Origin of the sequence: Bacillus sp. AFS017336 (assembly GCF_002555445.1) — a bacterium.
In the GTDB taxonomy this organism is placed as follows: domain Bacteria; phylum Bacillota; class Bacilli; order Bacillales; family Bacillaceae_G; genus Gottfriedia.
The window spans coordinates 16,612-34,394 of the sequence record NZ_NUCO01000138.1 but is presented as its reverse complement, the minus strand read 5'-3'; the positions used below and the strand labels follow the sequence as shown (position 1 = coordinate 34,394).

At 34.4% G+C, this 17,783-nt stretch carries 17 protein-coding genes and 1 riboswitch; of the genes, 7 read left to right on the top strand and 10 right to left on the bottom strand.

Annotated elements, in window-relative coordinates; genetic code table 11:
• Positions 1–16: 16 nt before the first annotated feature.
• Positions 17–1,006 carry an NAD(P)-dependent alcohol dehydrogenase gene (locus CN601_RS23425; RefSeq protein WP_098172480.1) on the bottom strand — a complete coding sequence of 330 codons (990 nt, stop codon included), beginning with the start codon at positions 1,004–1,006 and terminating at the stop codon, positions 17–19.
• 157 nt (positions 1,007–1,163) lie between these two features.
• The gene (gene metK / locus CN601_RS23420; RefSeq protein WP_098119567.1) at positions 1,164–2,360 is read right to left on the bottom strand and encodes a methionine adenosyltransferase; all 1,197 of its coding nucleotides are present in this window, start codon (positions 2,358–2,360) and stop codon (positions 1,164–1,166) included.
• Positions 2,361–2,569: 209 nt separating this feature from the next.
• A riboswitch (SAM riboswitch) is annotated at positions 2,570–2,684 on the bottom strand.
• Between the two features lie 300 nt (positions 2,685–2,984).
• Here metK and pckA point away from each other — a divergent pair.
• A complete protein-coding gene (pckA, locus tag CN601_RS23415) occupies positions 2,985–4,571 on the top strand; it encodes a phosphoenolpyruvate carboxykinase (ATP) (protein WP_098172479.1) in 1,587 nt (528 codons plus the stop codon).
• Between the two features lie 172 nt (positions 4,572–4,743).
• Here pckA and CN601_RS23410 read toward each other — a convergent pair whose 3' ends face one another.
• Entirely contained in the window at positions 4,744–5,187 is a 444-nt protein-coding gene (locus CN601_RS23410) for a carboxymuconolactone decarboxylase family protein (RefSeq protein ID WP_098119569.1), read from the bottom strand.
• A gap of 224 nt (positions 5,188–5,411) precedes the next feature.
• Here CN601_RS23410 and CN601_RS23405 point away from each other — a divergent pair, with 224 nt between their 5' ends.
• The 4 genes from CN601_RS23405 (at position 5,412) to CN601_RS23390 (ending at position 8,638) form a co-directional block, all read left to right on the top strand.
• The gene (locus tag CN601_RS23405; RefSeq protein ID WP_098119570.1) at positions 5,412–5,903 is read left to right on the top strand and encodes an RrF2 family transcriptional regulator; all 492 of its coding nucleotides are present in this window, start codon (positions 5,412–5,414) and stop codon (positions 5,901–5,903) included.
• Positions 5,904–6,069: 166 nt separating this feature from the next.
• The gene (locus CN601_RS23400) at positions 6,070–7,062 is read left to right on the top strand and encodes an ABC transporter substrate-binding protein (RefSeq protein ID WP_373605001.1); all 993 of its coding nucleotides are present in this window, start codon (positions 6,070–6,072) and stop codon (positions 7,060–7,062) included.
• A 12-nt stretch (positions 7,063–7,074) separates the two neighbouring features.
• Complete coding sequence (locus CN601_RS23395; RefSeq protein ID WP_098172478.1) at positions 7,075–7,839, top strand: ABC transporter ATP-binding protein; 765 nt, start codon at positions 7,075–7,077, stop codon at positions 7,837–7,839.
• Entirely contained in the window at positions 7,832–8,638 is an 807-nt protein-coding gene (locus CN601_RS23390; protein ID WP_172447118.1) for an ABC transporter permease, read from the top strand. Before CN601_RS23395 ends, CN601_RS23390 begins: the two co-directional genes overlap by 8 nt.
• A gap of 581 nt (positions 8,639–9,219) precedes the next feature.
• Here CN601_RS23390 and ytkD read toward each other — a convergent pair.
• Positions 9,220–9,699: an RNA deprotection pyrophosphohydrolase gene (ytkD, locus tag CN601_RS23385; protein ID WP_098119574.1), complete on the bottom strand. Its 480-nt coding sequence runs from the start codon at positions 9,697–9,699 to the stop codon at positions 9,220–9,222.
• Positions 9,700–9,866: 167 nt separating this feature from the next.
• Between ytkD and ytzI the strand changes: the two genes are divergently transcribed.
• Positions 9,867–10,013, top strand: coding sequence for a YtzI protein (gene ytzI / locus CN601_RS23380; protein WP_098119575.1), 147 nt, complete (start codon positions 9,867–9,869; stop codon positions 10,011–10,013).
• 24 nt (positions 10,014–10,037) lie between these two features.
• Complete coding sequence (gene yidD, locus CN601_RS23375) at positions 10,038–10,292, top strand: membrane protein insertion efficiency factor YidD (protein WP_098119576.1); 255 nt, start codon at positions 10,038–10,040, stop codon at positions 10,290–10,292.
• A gap of 45 nt (positions 10,293–10,337) precedes the next feature.
• Here the strand turns inward: yidD and menC are convergent, their stop codons facing one another.
• From menC to CN601_RS23345, 6 genes are all read right to left on the bottom strand, one after another.
• On the bottom strand, positions 10,338–11,441 hold the full coding sequence (gene menC / locus CN601_RS23370) for an o-succinylbenzoate synthase (protein WP_098172477.1): 1,104 nt from the start codon (positions 11,439–11,441) through the stop codon (positions 10,338–10,340).
• Positions 11,442–11,453: 12 nt separating this feature from the next.
• The gene (locus tag CN601_RS23365) at positions 11,454–12,896 is read right to left on the bottom strand and encodes an o-succinylbenzoate--CoA ligase (RefSeq protein ID WP_098172476.1); all 1,443 of its coding nucleotides are present in this window, start codon (positions 12,894–12,896) and stop codon (positions 11,454–11,456) included.
• 81 nt (positions 12,897–12,977) lie between these two features.
• Positions 12,978–13,796, bottom strand: coding sequence for a 1,4-dihydroxy-2-naphthoyl-CoA synthase (gene menB, locus CN601_RS23360; RefSeq protein WP_098119579.1), 819 nt, complete (start codon positions 13,794–13,796; stop codon positions 12,978–12,980).
• Complete coding sequence (gene menH / locus CN601_RS23355; RefSeq protein ID WP_098172475.1) at positions 13,793–14,620, bottom strand: 2-succinyl-6-hydroxy-2,4-cyclohexadiene-1-carboxylate synthase; 828 nt, start codon at positions 14,618–14,620, stop codon at positions 13,793–13,795. The genes menB and menH overlap by 4 nt, the downstream gene beginning before the upstream one ends.
• 18 nt (positions 14,621–14,638) lie before the next feature.
• Positions 14,639–16,375 carry a 2-succinyl-5-enolpyruvyl-6-hydroxy-3-cyclohexene-1-carboxylic-acid synthase gene (gene menD / locus CN601_RS23350; protein WP_098172474.1) on the bottom strand — a complete coding sequence of 579 codons (1,737 nt, stop codon included), beginning with the start codon at positions 16,373–16,375 and terminating at the stop codon, positions 14,639–14,641.
• A complete protein-coding gene (locus CN601_RS23345; RefSeq protein ID WP_098172473.1) occupies positions 16,365–17,771 on the bottom strand; it encodes an isochorismate synthase in 1,407 nt (468 codons plus the stop codon). The genes menD and CN601_RS23345 overlap by 11 nt, the downstream gene beginning before the upstream one ends.
• Positions 17,772–17,783: the final 12 nt, after the last annotated feature.

Sequence of the window (17,783 nt, the reverse complement as noted above, 5' to 3'; positions counted from 1 at the left end):
TTCTTATATTATGATTTTAAAGTTGATTATTACCCCTAATATTAATTACTACATTCCCCTTCTTATGGCCTTGTTCTACATAATGATGTGCTTCAGCAATTTGATCAAGTGGGTAATGCCGATCAATCACAGATGTTAATTTACCCGCTTCAATAAGTGCTTTAATATAATTCAAATCTTCCTTGTTCATATTTGCTACTCCAAGGATGGCTTTTTCATTACTGGTCAAATTACTCCAAAATGCTTTAAAGTACACTGAGGGCTTCCATACTGCACTTAATAAATAGGTCCCATCTTTATTCAGTAATTTTTTACAGTCTGAAAAAGAAGTCTTGCCTACCGTATCAAAAATAATGTCATAAGTTTTCCTACTTTTCGTAACGTCTTCCTTTGTATAATCTACCACTTCTATTGCTCCAAGAGATCTGACCAACTCTAAGTTTGATGTACTACACACAGCAGTAACTTCTGTGCCGAAATATTTTGCGAGTTGTATCGCATAAGTTCCTACACTTCCCGAAGCACCATAAATAAGCACACTTTGCCCGTTTTGGATAATACTCCTTCTTAAAAAATGTAGTGCCGTAATTGCCCCGACAGGCACAGCTGCAGCTTGCTCGAATGACATATTAATTGGCTTTTTGGTAAGCACTCCTTGCTCAGGTAAAGAAATATATTCAGCATTAGCACCAAAAGAAAATCCGCTATACCCGAAAATATGATCACCTGTTTTAAAATTTTTCACTTTTTTCCCAACTGTGACGATTTCTCCTGCTAGCTCACAACCAGGTATTTTATTTCTCGGTTTTGTTAGGCCAAACATAAGTCGAGAAGGTAGCCAATACATAAAAGGGAATTCTGAGGCTCGTAGTTTTACATCTCCTGCTGTTACGGTTGTTGCGTGTATTTTTATCAACACTTCATCATCATTTATTGTAGGTTTTTCAACTTCTTTTAGCTGAAGAACTTCTGGTGGACCGTATTTTGTACAAATTATTGCCTTCATAGGTTCCTCCATTTAAAACTTTGATTTAGTCATTTAAACCTATGAAAAATCATTTTTAAGTATGCCTATCTATATTTGTCTTCTATTAGAATGTAACTCTGTATAAACAAAAAAAGACTGAATACAGCAAATGCCGTATTCAGCCTTAATCTTATTATTATAGACCTGCTTCAGTTTTTAAAACTTCTGCTTTGTCAGTACGCTCCCAAGGAAGATCGATATCTGTACGGCCGAAGTGACCATAAGCAGCAGTTTGTTTGTAAATCGGACGACGTAAGTCAAGCATTTTGATAATTCCAGCTGGACGTAGGTCGAAGTTGTTGCGAATTACTTCAACTAATTTTTCTTCTGAAACTTTACCTGTACCAAAAGTATCAATAGCGATTGAAACTGGTTTAGCTACACCAATTGCATATGCTAATTGAACTTCAGCTTTATCAGCTAAGCCAGCAGCTACGATGTTTTTCGCAACGTAACGTGCAGCGTAAGCAGCAGAACGGTCAACTTTAGTTGCATCTTTACCAGAGAATGCGCCACCACCGTGACGAGCATATCCACCGTAAGTATCAACGATAATTTTACGACCTGTTAAACCTGCATCACCTTGAGGTCCACCAATTACGAAACGACCTGTTGGGTTGATAAAGAATTTTGTATTTTCATCAATTAACTCAGCTGGTACAACTGGTTTAATTACAAGTTCTTTAATATCATTTTCGATTTGAGCTTGAGTAGCTTCTGGACCATGTTGTGTTGATACAACGATTGCATCAATACGAACTGGTTTGTTGTTTTCATCATACTCAACAGTTACTTGAGTTTTACCGTCTGGACGTAAGTAAGAAACTGTTTCATTTTTTCTAACTTCCGTTAAACGGCGAGCAATTTTGTGTGATAATGAAATTGGAAGTGGCATTAATTCAGGTGTTTCATTTACAGCAAAACCGAACATTAAACCTTGGTCACCTGCTCCGATTGCTTCGATTTCTTCATCTGACATGCTACCTTCACGTGCTTCTAACGCTTGGTCTACACCTAAAGCGATATCTGCTGATTGCTCATCGATAGAAGTTAAAACTGCACATGTATCTGCATCAAATCCGTATTTTGCACGATCATAACCGATTTCACGGATTGTTTCGCGAACGATTTTTGGAATATCTACATAAGTAGAAGTTGTGATTTCACCTGCAACAAGTACTAGACCTGTTGTAACTGATGTTTCCGCTGCTACACGAGCATTCGGATCATTTGCTAAAATTGCATCAAGAATTGAATCTGAGATTTGGTCACAGATTTTATCTGGATGTCCTTCTGTAACTGATTCTGAAGTAAATAAACGACGTTGTGACATTGAGTCCCCTCCTAAATTGAATTGACGGATCTCTTTTTTCTCAACATAAGAATAAAAAGTTTGTTCCTATTCCTATGTTTCCCATTTAAGATAAAGATAACTCAGTGTAAATTACGAAATTGCCACTGTATTTAAGTTTTGAGCAAAAAAAAAGCCTTCCTCTTATCAAATATTACCTGAGGAAAGGGTTCTTGGTTATTTGCCTTTCGCTCTTATCGTTCAAGACATAAAAAAAAGTCTTGCATCAGGTTCAGCACCTTTCACTAAAAGTGAGGTTGCTGGGCTTCGTAGGGCCTGTATCCCTCCACCTACTCGGGATAAGAGAGTATCCGTATGAAAAGTATCATATTAAAATTTCACTTTCTTGTCAACAACTTTTATCATTACTTATGACATAATTCTACAATAACTTTTAATTTCTATTTAAATGGAAATTACTATTTATCATATTCTATTGACGAAATTACACCTATTAATTAAATCATTTTACTCAAATTTATTTTTTAATGAAATTCATAACACATTTTGCTAACTAATAGTATACACTATTAAAATAAATGTGTTATACTATTTATCGAGATACCTACATGGCAGACAAATATATTTAAAGGATGGTATTAGTATATGAAGACAGTTGATGTAAACTTTGAATTAAACGAATTACTTATTAGTAATCAAATGTATAACCAACTTAGCGTTTCTGAGTTAGTTGAAAAAGTCCTAACAAGACAAGAAGGAATTTTAACGTCAACAGGAGCAGTTAGCGTTTCAACAGGCAAATATACTGGACGTTCACCTAAGGATAAATTTATTGTTAAAGAGGCATCTGTTGAAAATTTAATCGATTGGGGTTCAGTAAACCAACCAATCTCTGCTGACGTATTCGAAAAATTATATAGCAAAGTACTTAACTACTTAAAAGATCGTAACGAACTATTCTTATTTAAAGGATTTGCTGGCGCAGATACTGAGTACCGTTTACCTATCCAAGTAATTAACGAATTTGCATGGCACAACCTATTTGCTCATCAATTATTTATTCGCCCAACTGAGCAAGAACTTCTAACTCATGAAGCTGAGTTTACAATTGTTTCTGCTCCGACATTTAAAGCAGACCCAGTAGTAGATGGAACAAATTCAGAGGCATTTGTTATTGTATCATTTGAAAAGAAAATAATCTTAATTGGTGGTACTGAATACGCTGGAGAAATGAAAAAATCAATTTTCTCTATCATGAATTTCCTATTACCACAAAATAATGTTTTACCAATGCACTGTTCTGCTAACGTTGGTAGCGAAGGCGATGTAGCATTATTCTTTGGTCTTTCTGGAACTGGTAAAACTACATTATCTGCTGATGCAGACCGCAAATTAATCGGTGATGACGAGCATGGCTGGTCAGATAATGGTGTATTCAATATTGAAGGCGGTTGCTACGCTAAATGTATCAACTTAACATTTGAAAAAGAGCCACAAATTTTCTCTGCAATTAAATTTGGTACTGTTTTAGAAAATGTAGTTGTTAAATCTGATAGCCGTTTAGCTGACTATGATGATACAACTTTAACAGAAAATACTCGTGCTGCATATCCAATGCAAGCAATTCAAAATATCATTGAGCCAAGCGTTGCTGGACATCCACATGCAATTATCTTTTTAACTGCTGATGCATTTGGAGTATTACCTCCAATCAGCAAATTAACAAAAGAGCAAGCAATGTACCACTTCTTAAGTGGATTTACTAGTAAATTAGCAGGTACTGAGCGTGGTGTTACATCTCCACAAGTAACATTCTCAACATGCTTTGGATCACCATTCTTACCGCTTCCAGCTGTAGAATATGCAAAAATGCTTGGTGAAAAAATTGAAAAACATAATGTAAATGTATTCTTAGTAAACACTGGCTGGACTGGTGGAGAATATGGCGTTGGTAAACGTATGAATCTTTCTTACACAAGAGCAATGGTTCACGCTGCACTTGAAGGAGATTTAAACAACATTGAAACTACACAAGATGAGTTTTTCAGATTAGCAATTCCAACTCATGTACCTGGTGTACCTGATAGCGTATTAGTTCCATCAACAACTTGGGAAGATAAATCAGCATATGATCAAAAAGCTCTTGAATTAGTAAAAAAATTCCAAGAAAACTTCAAAAAGTTTGAAGGCTTTGACGCTCAATTAGCTGAGCTTGGTGGACCTTTAAAATAATTTAATAAATAAAAATGTAAGGGCTGTCCTAAAGTCAGAATTAATGACATTTGGATAGCCCTTTTTAATCAGAGTTAAAATTTCGCTATTAATCTAATGCCATATTATAAATCCTAAAATGCAAAAGCATCCAAACTGTTCATTTGGATGCTTTTTTTATATAAAGGCATAATTATCTTTCAGCTGGTGTATTCCCCATTGATATAGAGATTCTATTCCAGCTATTAATTTGATTGATTATAAGGACAAGATTTACATATTCCTTTTCGCTGAAGTGTTTACTAACACGATTATAGAGTTCTCCTGGCACACCTTTATTCGGGATCAATGTGATATGCTCTGTTAACTCTAATGCTGCTTTTTCTGCATCTGTATAAAAAGCACACTCTTTCCATGTAGTAAGACAATATATACGTTGTTCCGTTTCACCTATTTCTCTTGCTTCAGAGGTATGCATGTCGATGCAAAATGCACAACCATTAATTTGTGAAGCACGAATTTTAATAAGTTCACGAAGTTTATGGTCTATACCCGTTGATTTAGTATACTTTTCCATTTCCATCATTATTTTAAGTGCTTCTGGTGCTAACTTATAATAATTAATTTGTTGTTCCATTTTATTTCCCCCTAAAAAAGTTAATTCTAAAAATAAATGTTTAGATGTAGAATTATATTAAACAATTGGCGACTAACTTAATCGCCGATTGATATAATCCATAATAAATCGTTTTTTTTATTTTGTCAAACTCATTTATTTGCTCTAAAAGTAAATGTTTGACAAAGAAATAAAACATTTCTAAGATTAATTAACATAATCTCTTTTATGAAGAAGGTGTTTTAATGCAGTATAGCGTTGGAGTTGAGTATGCACTTCACTGCCTAGTTTATTTAATTGATACTCCTGAAGATTCTCCAATTGGAATAAAGGAACTTTCCTTCTTTCAAGGTGTTTCAGATACATATCTCTCAAAGATTTTTAGTAAATTATCTAAAGCTGGTATTGTAAGTTCAGTTCCAGGAGTTAAAGGTGGTTTTAAACTTGCTAAATCTCCAGAAGAAATTTCTTTTTGGGATGTAATTGAAGCAGTTGAAGGTTCTAAACCCATATTTCAATGTAAAAACATTAAAGATAATGGTTATCTATATAGAGAAAAAGGTTGTACTCCAAGTGCTACCTGCACGATCAATTTAGTCATGCTCTCTGCAGAAGAAAAAATGCATGAATATTTACGTAGTAAAACACTTTCGTGGTTAAACAAAGAATTAGCAACTGTTTTACCTAGCGAAATACGCGAAGATACTCGAAAATATTTTTCGAAGAGCAATAAATAAAAACCTCTCTAATTTCCTAAAAAAGGAATTTTGAGAGGTTTTTTCTTTTGTCCAAAAAATTTCTGCTGTTCTTCAGTCAAACTGCACGTCAGAACTCCGCATTCACCCATTTTCTCCTATTGCATAGGCTAATTGTATATTTTTGATTAGGAGGGATTAAATGAAAATCAAATGGTTCGTTATTTTATTTTTATTAGTTGCTTCTATTTTAGGTGCTTGCTCGAAAGATAAACCAAAAGATGGCAATACAAAAGTAAGAGTTGCAGAGGTGACTCATTCATTATTCTACGCACCTGAATATGTGGCCATAAGTGAAGGGATTTTTAAAAAGCATGGATTAGATGTTGAATTAACGACTACTGCTGGTGGAGATAAAACAATGACTGCTGTGCTATCAAACGGTGCAGATATTGGATTAGTTGGTCCTGAAACAACAATCTATGTATACGCTCAAGGAGCAAATGATCCAGTTAAAAGCTTTGCTCAACTGACTCAAACGGATGGAACTTTTTTAGTAGCGAGAAATCAAACTGGTACATTTAATTGGGATCAACTAAAAGGCACAACGTTTTTAGGGCAAAGAAAAGGTGGCATGCCACAAATGGTTGGCGAATACGTCCTAAGTAAACATGGGATTGATCCACATAAAGATTTGAATCTTATCCAAAACATCGACTTTGCTAATATCGCGAATGCATATGCATCAGGGACTGGACAATATGTACAATTATTTGAGCCTACAGCAAGTATTATGGAAAAAGAAGGAAGAGGCAAAATCGTCGCTTCATTCGGATTAGAATCAGGAAAAGTACCTTACACGGCTTTTATAGCAAAAGAAAGTTATTTGAAGAAGAATGCTAAAACAGCTCAACAATTTACTGATGCAATTTATGAAGCCGAGCAATGGGTTGATTCTCATTCCGCTGAAGAAATCGCAAAAAGTGTTGCACCATTCTTTAAAGATACACCTTTAGATATTTCAATAAAAGTTATTGATCGTTATAAGTCTCAAAACTCTTATTCAACAAATCCAATATTAGAAGAAGATGAGTGGAATAATCTTCAAACGATCATGAAACACTCTGGCGTATTACCAAAAGAGGTTCCACACTCAGTATTAGTTGATACAAAATTCGCTGAAAAATCTACGGAGAAGTAGAAGGTCATTAAAATGAGCTATCTTACAATTGATGATATTTCTCATGTATTTTTATCAAAGCAAAAAGCAATTAAAATATTGGATGGTGTAACGTTTAATGTTGAAAAGGGTGAATTTGTTTCAGTACTAGGTCCAAGTGGATGTGGAAAAAGCACACTTTTGTCTATTATTTCTTCCTTGCTTGTACCATATGAGGGTTCAGTAAAGTTTAAAGGCAAGCCATATAATATAAAATCAGGGGAAATTGGTTACATGCTTCAGCACGATTATTTGTTCCCTTGGAAAACAATTAAGGAAAATATATTTCTAGGTCTTCAAATTCTAGATAAGGACACAGAAGAAAACAAGAATCGAACTTTAGAATTGTTAAATGAAGTTGGATTAAAAGATTACGAAAATGCATACCCAAGAGAACTTTCTGGTGGAATGAGACAACGAGTTGCATTAGTAAGAACTCTCTCTACAAGCCCATCAATTGTATTATTGGATGAACCATTTTCAGCTTTAGATTATCAAAATAAAGTAAAACTAGAAGAATTAGTTTTCAACTTATTTAAAAAGTTAAATACAACCGCTATATTAGTAACTCACGATATCGAAGAAGCTGTAGCAATGTGTGATCGGGTCATTACGCTAACTAATGTTCCTACAAAAATATCAAAAGTTTTTCATTTACCAGATGAATTACGTACGCACTCCCCTTTTGAAGCACGACACCAATCACTTTTTTCATCTTACGTTTCTTCTATTTGGAAGGAGTTGGAGAAACGTGGATAAAGTATATGATGAGCTAAAATCCTATCATGACAAAATAGCAAAAAAAAATCGCCGCAAAAAACTTTTAGTATTTTTTATCCAAATATTAATTATTATTATATTTTTCATAGCTTGGGAGCTCTTAAGCCACCGAAGAATAATTGATCCATTATTATTTAGTGCACCAACTAAAATTTACGATTTATTTATCTCTAAAATCGCGGATGGCTCGATTTATCATGATGCTATGACTACGATTACTGAAACGTTAGTTGGCTTTATTTTAGGCACAATTCTTGGATTAGTTCTAGCCATTATACTTTGGTGGTATCCATTTACTTCAAAAGTACTAGACCCGTTTTTAGTAGTTTTTAATGCAATGCCAAAGGTTGCGCTTGGCCCAATCATTATCGTTATTTTTGGACCTTCGTATTCTTCAATAATTGCCATGGGGATCATTATAAGTTTTGTCATTACAGCACTAGTTATTTATCAAGCCTTTTTACAAGTAGACGAAAATTACGTAAAAGTCATTAAAAGTTTTGGAGCAACAAAAACTCAAATCTTTAAAAATGTCATCTTTCCTGCTAGTATACCTACCGTCATTTCAACATTAAAAGTAAATGTGGGCTTAGCTTGGGTAGGAGTGATTGTCGGAGAGTTCTTAGTTTCCAAAAGCGGACTCGGCTATTTAATCGTATATGGCTTCCAAGTATTTAACTTCACGCTCGTTTTAATGAGTGTATTAATCATCAGCGTTTGCGCTGGTGTAATGTATATTATTGTTGAATATATAGAGAGAAAAACATTAAAAAAATAAGTGAAAAGCTCACCGGAGGTGTGAGCTTTTTTAGCATGTTTGGAAAGTACGAACACTAAGTGAACTTTATTGATAAAGTACTGATTTTTGTTGATATAACAATGATTTTTGTTGATATAACGGGAATCTTTGTTGATAAACATCATTTGAGCATTAATTGAGGGGAGCAATTTCGTGTTTATTATGATTTTTTACATGATTTTGTACTTACTCGAACTATTTTAATGATATTTTTTCTTTTTTTGATTCACACACTACACTTTGTTCTAATTTATTGCCTTTATTTGCAGTTTTGCTGATTTATATTGCAGTTTCTCCTTTTTATTTGCACTTCCCCAGATTTAATTGCAGTTTCTCCTTTTTTATTTGCACTTCCCCAGATTTAATTGCAGTTTCTCCTTTTTTATTTGCACCTCCCCAGATTTAATTGCAGTTTCTCCTTTTTTATTTGCACTTCCCTAGATTTAATTGCAGTTTCTCCTTTTTTATTTGCACTTCCTCGGATTTGTTCCCACCCTCACCTTTCTTTTTTTGCCCAACCCATGATTTATTTTCAAACCAAAAAACGTAAAAAGGCTCACTTATAAAAGTGAGCCTTTTTTATTATTTAAATAACTTAAACTTTGTGAAAATACTTCGTCACGCATGATAAAACTAAATCGTCGATCTCTTTTTATGTTTGGTGGAAATTCATCTAATAGGACAGGGCCGTTTGTTTCAAAATAATGCTTTTGTGTTAACAGTTCACTTATTTCGGCAAAGTAAATATTTTTTATAATGATTTTGTCCTTACCTGTAACACGATACTGCCCTAGGTAATTAATTTTAGATACATTTCCACCGGTTTCTTCTAAAACTTCGCGTTTAGCGGCTTCTTCTGGCGTTTCGCCTTCTTCTACTTTTCCACCTGGAAATTCGTATCCTCTTCTTTGGTGGTCTGTTAGTAACCATTGGTCATTGTATTTACAAATAACCCAAACATGCTTTGGATTGAGTGCAAATGGATGCTTCTCAAATGATAATTCAACTGTATTATGGTAAAAATCTTTAAATATGTACATTTTAACCTTCCTACATTCATACTTGTTTATCCATTGTACTATGTCTATTAAAATGTTTCATCATTATTAAAATAATATTCCTTAATCTTTATGAAAATATTTGAATGCCTTGCATATTGGACAGTATACTATATCATAGTAGTATAACTATTTAGGAGGATTAGCGTATGACTGGAGTATTTGTTGTTAGTGGAATTATTATCGTTGTTGTGTTTGGTGCATTCGTACTTACTGTAAATAAAGGCTATGGAGTACAGCATAAAGTCGATAAGCTAGAAGACGTAAAAATGAATAATAACCATGATGAAAAATAATTCTAGCAGACGTAAGGTTTGTATATGAATAAAATATTAATTGGAATCATTCGATTTTATCAAAAATGGATATCACCTGCAACGCCACCTTCATGTAGATTTTATCCAACATGCTCTCATTATGGATTAGAGGCACTACAGACTCATGGTGCGCTAAAAGGCTCTTATTTAACGACTAAAAGAATACTTAAGTGCCATCCGTTTCATCCAGGTGGATTTGATCCAGTACCTGAGAAGAAAAATAAGGAAATAAAAAAAGATACGGTCAAAGAAACTTGAAATGAATGACAAGTTTAATTTGATCGTATTTTTTTGTCTATTTTTTTAAGCATGTCTATAAATCTTTTTAGAAAGACTTCGGACTCTTGCTTCATCCACTTCTACTCCTATACCAGGCCCATCTGGAACTCTAACTTTTCCATTTATTAATGCTACCTCTGGATAAATAATATCGCGCTCCCAATGTCTAGATGAGGCCGATATATCTCCAGGGATCGTAAATCCTGGAAGAGAGGCTAATGCAACGTTTTGAATTCTAGAGATTCCTGTTTCGATCATACCCCCAACCCAAATTGGAATATTCTTTTCAACGCAATAACGATGAATTTCGATTGATTTGGTTAGTCCTCCGACTCTGCCAGGCTTTACAGTAATGATTTTACATGCTTTTAGTTCGTGGGCAATTTGAACATCCTCAATGGAACAAATACTTTCATCTAAACAAACAGGGGTCGAAATTTCCTTTTGAAGAATAGCATGTTCAATAAATTGGCGCTCACCGAAAGGCTGCTCTATCATCATTAGATTAAATTGATCTAATTTTCTTAGTTGAGGGATGTCGTCTATCGAATAATCCGAATTAGCATCAATCATTAAAGGAATTGTCGGATAGCTATTTCGAATAGTAGATACAATTTCGTAATCATTTTCCCTCGAAACCTTTATTTTAAATCGTTCATATCCTTGTGCTAAATAGTCACCAATTTGTTTTGTCATTTTTCCTGGCTCGTCTATACTAATAACGACCCCAACTGGTATCTCAGCTTTATTGCCCCCTAAGGCTTGCGCTAACGAAATTGAATTTTGTTTACTATACAAATCCCAATACGCACTTTCAAGCCCTGCTTTAGCCATTTGATTCCCTTTAAATTGATTTAACTGCAATGCTACTTCACTAGGATGATTAAATTGTTTATATAATAATTTTGGGATTAAGAAATCTTGTAAAACATGAAGTGCTGAATAAATCGTTTCTTCCGTATACCACGGTTCAGAAAAAGCAACAACTTCCCCAAAACCATGCACTCCATTTTCATCGATAATTTTAACAATAATACTTTCACGTTTTTCATATGTACCATAGCTTGTTTTAAATGGTATCTTTAAAGGCTGTTCAATTAAAAATAATTCAATTTGTTGAATTAACATCATTAATTCCCCTTATAAAAGCTTTAGCAGCTCTCTTCTTACTAGCTTGTTTGTTGCATTTCTTGGTAAGTTTTCTACATAAATTATTTCTTTTGGAATTTTATATCCCGCTATTTTATCTCGACAATACTCGATTAGTTCTTCTTGGGATGGGGGATTAGAGGATTTACTGATCACAAATCCAACAGGTACCTTTCCCCAAGCTGGATCTTCTTTGCCAGTTACACCAGCTTCAATAATGTCTGGGTGCGATAATAATACTGATTCGATCTCTGCAGGATAGACATTCTCTCCCCCAGAAATAATTAAGTCACTTCGACGATCAACTACGAATAAAAAGCCATCTTCATCTACATAACCTAAATCACCTGTGTAAAGGTAATCAGATGCATTCAAATCCCGATCAAGCTTATAATACCCTTTACTTACATTCGGTCCCTTGACGACAATTTCTCCTACTTCTCCAGGTAAGCAAGTTCGACCATCTTCTTTTATTTCAAGTGTACAACCGAATAAAGCTTTACCAGCAGAACCAAGTTTAGAAAGCATGTATTCAGGAGAAAGAGTTGCTATCTGTGAACATGTTTCAGTCATTCCATATGTTTGATAAACTGGTACATTTAAAGAACTTGCCTTTTGTAACAGTGGAAGTGGTGCAGGACCCCCTCCAAGTAAAGCTGCCCTTACACTTTTTAAATCATTTGTTCCTTCAACAAGTGTTAAGAGGTCATTTAAAACTTTTGTAACGACAGATAGAATGGTTACATTATGCTTTATGACGCAGTCTTTAATTGTTTGTGCATCAGCTTTATTTGTTATGACAATTTTCATTCCATAAATCGCACTTTTGTATACAGTTGATAAGCCACCTACATGGAACATTGGTAAACAAACTAGCCATACATCCTGCTGCTCTAATCCTAAATTTAAGACTGATGCAACGGCACTGTTAAAGTGGTTACGATAAGTTTGTAAAACTGCTTTTGGGAAGCCAGTTGTTCCGGATGTGTACATCATTGTAGCGATTTTATCCTCATCAAAATTATACCGGATCGGAAAATCCTTCATTTCGACATGTTCCAACCCATCTATATTTATCAATTTAATATTTTCAGGTACCTTGATTGCATTTGAATTTGTTACGATTAAAAATTCAGAATCACTATTTTCTAATTGGTATCTTATTTCATCATCACTTAATCTTATATTCAGTAAAATTGATGTAGCTCCGATATAATGAAGGGCATATACAACTTGTATAAACTCAACGGAATTATTCATTAAAACAGACACATGGGACTCGTCTTTTATACCTAATTGGTGAAATTTATATGCTAGATTTAAAACCCGGTTATGTAATTCCTTAAACGTAATTTCCTCTACATCGGTTGCAACGGCTACTCGATCAGGAGTTAATCTGACTCTTTCATGTAAAAAATTCGGAATTTGACTCATTTAAATACACTTCCTTACTGTAATGAAAATTAATTCAAAAAAGCTTGATGATTGCTCATCAAGCTTTTATCTTCTTTCAAATCAAGGAAAACGTGGGAATTTATCGAAATCAGGTGTACGTTTTTCTTTAAATGCATCGCGGCCTTCTTTTGCTTCATCAGTTGTGTAGTAAAGAAGTGTTGCATCTCCAGCTAGCTGTTGAATTCCAGCTAAACCATCTGTATCTGCATTCATTGCTGCTTTTAAGAAACGAAGTGCAGTTGGACTCTTTTCAAGCATTTCTTCAGCCCATTTAACTGTTTCAGTTTCTAATTCTTCTAAAGGTACTACTTTGTTTACTAAGCCCATATCTGATGCTTCTTGTGCATTATATTGACGGCATAAGTACCAAATTTCACGAGCTTTTTTATGACCTACAATACGAGCTAAATAGCCTGAGCCATAACCAGCGTCAAAGCTACCTACTTTTGGACCAGTTTGTCCAAATTTAGCGTTTTCTGCAGCGATTGTTAAGTCACAAACTACGTGAAGTACATGTCCTCCACCAATTGCATATCCAGCTACCATCGCAATTACAGGCTTTGGAATAACACGAATTAAGCGTTGTAAATCTAATACATTAAGGCGAGGAATGTGGTCTTGTCCAACATAACCACCGTGTCCGCGAACACTTTGGTCTCCTCCAGAACAGAATGCTTTTCCACCTTCACCTGTTAAAATAATAACACCAATTTTTTGGTCATCTCTTGCATAAGCAAAAGCATCAATTAATTCTGATACTGTTAATGGTGTAAATGCGTTATGTACGTGCGGACGATTGATTGAAATTTTAGCGATTCCATTATATGTAGAATATAAAATTTCTTCATACTTTCTTTCTTGTACCCATTCAATAGTCATGAAATTTCCTCCTTTTCTCTTTCCAATAAAAACCCACTTACTATTGTAGCAAATTTTTCCGATTGTTCCACATGAATTGCATGGCCAGCGTGTGGAATTTTTATAATTTCGCTATTTTTTAGCTTCTCGTTCATTTTCCCCATTATTAGGCAAAACTTTTCATCATATTCACCACAAACTAATAATGTTGTTTTGTGAAATTGATTTAAATCATTCCATAAAGAAGGCTGGATGCCTGTCCCCATCCCTTTTAGACTATTACTTAGTCCAATCGGTGACTGATTTAATCTACCTTGTTTAATCTCTTCCTGTGATGATTTAGGTAGATTCTTTTGTGTAGAAAATAACGGTATGTTTTCCCAATAATTAACAAATGTTTCAATGCCATCATTCAGGATCATCGAGGATAATTTAGTATCTTGTTCGATTCGAGCTAATCTTTCACGCTCAGTATTAAGACCAGCTGTACAACTTTCTAAAATAAGTGAGCTAATTTTAGCTGGGTAGGCCAAAGCAAAATAGAGGGCTAGTCTACCACCCATTGAATAGCCTAATAAATGCACAGAATCAATCTGCTTTTGTTTTAAAAAGTCAGATAGATCTTTAGCAGCATACTCCATTTTATAAAGTTCGTCATCAATTGGAGCATCAGTCTCACCATGCCCTAATAAATCAATTGCTATTACATGAAAATTTAGTTCTAGCTCTTTTATTAAATTTCCCCATGTTTCCTTTGAACCGGTGAAACCGTGCAATAAGAGAATTGTTTGCCCTTGACCAGATTCAGTATATGAATAGGTAACTTCATTAATCTTAATTTCCATTAGCAGGAACACCTAACTTTACTTTTCGTATTTAGATTTTACAATGCTCCAAACTTTTTGATGTAGATCATAATTTTCTTGACGATTTGTTCGAATTTCGATAACTTGTAAACCATCATTCTTTCTAGACAACACATCTTCAAAATCGAACCAATTATTAATTTTTGTATGAATTCCACCGAAAAGTGCTGTAGCATGTTCAAAATCCAATCCTAATGGAGTGCCAAACAATGCTTCGAAATGCTTTTCCTCTTTTGATTGAGGTAAAAATGAGAAGATGCCGCCTCCATCATTATTAACGAGAATAACTCGTAAAGGCAAATGATGTAGCTTAGAAAGTACTAGACTATTTAAATCATGGTAGAAAGATAAATCTCCAATCAATAATGTCACATTGTCTCCAGCTGCTGCCATTCCTAATGCGGTCGCAATTGTTCCATCAATACCATTTACGCCTCGATTACAAGCAATTTTTAACTTTTTAGATTGCGAAAGTAAAAATGTATCTACATCACGAATTGGCATACTGTTTGATACAAATAAAGTACTTTCTTCCTCTATAGACTTTGCTAAAACTTGAACAATTTTCCCCTCAAAAAGTTCATCAAACTGTTCAGCTTGCTGAAGTCCGTTTTTCGTTTTTTCATTAATTGATTTCCATTCATTCAACCAATCAGGTTGAAATTCAGTTGTCTTCTCATATGATTCGAAAATTGCATTACAAAATTCAAGATCATCACATGAAATCATTTGTGTAGCTTTTAATGTTGGATCTCTCCATAGGTCACCTTCATCAATTACAATCAGCTCACAATCTTGTTGCCTTTGTGTATATTGAGTAAATGTCTTAGAGACAGGCATCGAGCCAAATCGAACAATTATTTCAGACTCAAGTGAATTAGCAATATCTTCAAAACGAAGGAACGTATCGTATGTATCGATTACATTTGAATCCTCATTATTATTTGCTCTACCATTTGAAAGCGGATCACAAAGAACTGGGTAGTCTAATAAACTTCCTAAAGCAATAATCCTTTTTAAAGCATCGCCTTCAACATACGGTCCACAAACTAATAAGCCTTTTCTTTTTGATTGAAAAAGCTCGGTGATTTCATTTCTTGTTTCTATTGAAATTGTCGCAAGAGTTTTAGTAAGTATCGTATGAGCAGAATTTTTACGTTTTCCTGCCGAAAATAAATCATCAATTGCAAAATTTGGAACTAATGGTTCTCGTAGAGGCACATTCATATGTACAGGCCCCATGGGAGCAGTCACACATGAACGGTAAAGTCGATTAATACTTGAACGGGCATATTGGTACATTGCCTCAGAAGCTTCTGGTAAGGCCAGTTCAATGAATTTTTTTACAAAAGAACCATATAAGCCAATTTGATTCATGGCCTGCGGTGCACCAATATCTCGCAGCTCATGTGGTCGATCAGCTGTTAATACGATCAAAGGAATTCTAGATTCTCTCGCTTCAGATATTGCAGGTAAATAGTTAGAAGCCGCTGTTCCAGATGTACAAATTAAAACTGTTGGCTGTTTAGTACTTTTGGCAATTCCTAAAGCAAAAAAACCTGCTCCTCTTTCATCCACTGCAATATAAGACTTAAGTTTTGGATGCTCATTTACAAGCATCGAGATTGGAGTAGAACGCGACCCAGGGCTAATTACAACGTTTTGAATATTTAGTGCGCTTAATTCATCTACAAGAGCACCTATATATTTTGTTAATGCTTCATTATCTTTCATTTCGTAACCCTCCTAATGCGTTCAGCATTGGCAGAAACTTTACACCAGTTTCAAAAAATTCTTCCTCTGGTTTTGAATCTTGTACAACACCACAACCGGCATATAATTTTGCTTTTTCTCCCTTAATTAAGGCACTACGTATGCCTACAGCAAAATCGCCATTTCCATTTAAATCAATCCATCCAATTGGAGCACCATACCAACCGCGATCCACAGGTTCAAGTTCACGAATTAATTTGCATGCTTCTTCCTTAGGAAAACCACCAAGTGCTGGTGTCGGATGTAATGCTTGAATTAGTTCGAATAAAGTAACGTTGTTATATAAATTCCCTTCAACTGGCGTAAATAAATGCAATAAGCTTTTAGTCGCCATAATTCTTGGGGTCGACGGAATTAATAATTCGTTACAATATTTCTTTAGAGTTTCTCGGATATAGTTTACAACAAAAGCATGTTCTCCATTATTTTTTTTACTATTTAATAGCCAATTAGAAGCCTCTATATTTTCTTCCTTAGTTTTTCCTTTAGCAGCTGAACCTGCAAGGCACATTGAAGAAACTGTATTATTTTTTTTAGAAATCAATCGTTCAGGAGTAGCACTAATAAATACAGTATCTTTTATTTGATAAGAAATAATATAATTAACATTTCTTGTTGCTTCTAGTTCATATATTACTTTTGTTGAATTTACTTCTGCCGAAAATGTAGCATCCAAAGTGCGATTTAATACAACCTTTTCTAACTTTTCGTTTTTCATTTGTTGTATAGCTTCTTTTACACTTTGAATCCATTCATTTGGTTCATATTCATCCTTATTGATGCATTCCGATTGCGTAAAACTCGGTTGCTTCATTCCAAAGTTTTCTAAAAAGTCATCATATTCTTTATATTGAAGCAATAAATCCTCTACGGAAGTTTGTTCATTTATTTCATAATTAGAAGTAATAAATGTTCCTTCTTTTGTAACCGTCACCATTAATTTAGGTATATAGAAATGAGAGGTTCCAAAATTCTTCCAATCTTGATCATCTTTATAATCATCAAAAAAAGAGAAACCCCCAAGAGCTATAGGTCCTGTACCAAAGCAATGTTCTTGCTCGATATGCACTTGCTCTCCAAAGCGTTTCCATTCTTTTTCTATTGCAGAATACTGTTCTTCTGTACTATGATGAAAAGGAACTAAAGTACCAATTCCTGTGAGAATTAACGAGTTTTCTTGGTTTGACCAATAAAAGCGTTCAGTAAAACCCAATTCATGATAAAAATGGTAAACGCTTAGGGGATGAATATTCATTATTTTTTCCACTTTACAAATAAAGCGTTTTGAACAAGTTTTTGCATTCAAAAGAGAGTGCTCAAAGAATGCAATCGATTCTAGCTGACCTGTTCTAAGCATTATAGTTCCCCC

Excerpts from the sequence above, each read along its gene's own strand:
- CN601_RS23425 (WP_098172480.1), bottom strand. The coding sequence starts at position 1,006 with ATGAAGGCAATAATTTGTACAAAATACGGTCCACCAGAAGTTCTTCAG.
- metK (WP_098119567.1), bottom strand. The coding sequence starts at position 2,360 with ATGTCACAACGTCGTTTATTTACTTCAGAATCAGTTACAGAAGGACAT.
- pckA (WP_098172479.1), top strand. The coding sequence starts at position 2,985 with ATGAAGACAGTTGATGTAAACTTTGAATTAAACGAATTACTTATTAGT.
- CN601_RS23410 (WP_098119569.1), bottom strand. The coding sequence starts at position 5,187 with ATGGAACAACAAATTAATTATTATAAGTTAGCACCAGAAGCACTTAAA.
- CN601_RS23405 (WP_098119570.1), top strand. The coding sequence starts at position 5,412 with ATGCAGTATAGCGTTGGAGTTGAGTATGCACTTCACTGCCTAGTTTAT.
- CN601_RS23395 (WP_098172478.1), top strand. The coding sequence starts at position 7,075 with ATGAGCTATCTTACAATTGATGATATTTCTCATGTATTTTTATCAAAG.
- ytkD (WP_098119574.1), bottom strand. The coding sequence starts at position 9,699 with ATGTACATATTTAAAGATTTTTACCATAATACAGTTGAATTATCATTT.
- ytzI (WP_098119575.1), top strand. The coding sequence starts at position 9,867 with ATGACTGGAGTATTTGTTGTTAGTGGAATTATTATCGTTGTTGTGTTT.
- yidD (WP_098119576.1), top strand. The coding sequence starts at position 10,038 with ATGAATAAAATATTAATTGGAATCATTCGATTTTATCAAAAATGGATA.
- menC (WP_098172477.1), bottom strand. The coding sequence starts at position 11,441 with ATGTTAATTCAACAAATTGAATTATTTTTAATTGAACAGCCTTTAAAG.
- CN601_RS23365 (WP_098172476.1), bottom strand. The coding sequence starts at position 12,896 with ATGAGTCAAATTCCGAATTTTTTACATGAAAGAGTCAGATTAACTCCT.
- menB (WP_098119579.1), bottom strand. The coding sequence starts at position 13,796 with ATGACTATTGAATGGGTACAAGAAAGAAAGTATGAAGAAATTTTATAT.
- menH (WP_098172475.1), bottom strand. The coding sequence starts at position 14,620 with ATGGAAATTAAGATTAATGAAGTTACCTATTCATATACTGAATCTGGT.
- menD (WP_098172474.1), bottom strand. The coding sequence starts at position 16,375 with ATGAAAGATAATGAAGCATTAACAAAATATATAGGTGCTCTTGTAGAT.
- CN601_RS23345 (WP_098172473.1), bottom strand. The coding sequence starts at position 17,771 with ATGCTTAGAACAGGTCAGCTAGAATCGATTGCATTCTTTGAGCACTCT.